The organism is Arthrobacter sp. 10T419 (assembly GCF_056394105.1).
In genome coordinates this window covers 1-477 of sequence record NZ_JBFTHF010000040.1, presented here as the reverse complement: position 1 = coordinate 477, position 477 = coordinate 1, and the positions used below count along the sequence as shown (strand labels likewise).

The window sequence follows — 477 nt, the reverse complement described above, 5'->3', positions numbered from 1 at the left end:
GGCGAGCACCTTGCCGCTCGCCTGCACCGCGCCGCTGGCATTCAGCGCCAGCGTCCCGGCCTGCGAAACGGTGCCGTCGGCGCCCACGCCGGACGCYAGCGTGCCGCTCGATGCAATCGACGCTGCGTTCGCCGAGAGGCCGCCGCCCGCCGCGAGCGTGCCACTGTTGGTCAGCGCGCCCTGCGTGCCGAGTGCCAGCCGTTGGCCGGCATAGGTGGTACCGCTGTTATCGACCCCGTCCCGTGCGCTGACGGTCATCGCGCCGGTCGTATTGGTCTGCCCCGCAAGTTGCAGCCGCCCCTGCGCCATCAGCGTAAGGTCGCCAGCCTGCGCCGCCACCACGCCGCGCGTGGAAACCCCCACGCCCGCCTCGGTGGACGCCAGCAGGATCTTGTTGGCATACATGCCGCCGAGTTCGCTGACGTCGATGCCCACGGATGGCGCCGGACCACTGCCCGCAATGGCCGAGGCGGAGAG

1 protein-coding gene is annotated in these 477 nt (G+C 71.6%); it reads right to left on the bottom strand.

Annotated elements, in window-relative coordinates; genetic code table 11:
* A partial coding sequence (locus AC1DBD_RS17775) for a hypothetical protein (protein ID WP_476982712.1) occupies nucleotides 1–435 on the bottom strand: 435 nt, incomplete at its 3' end.
* Between the last annotated feature and the right edge of the window lie 42 nt (nucleotides 436–477).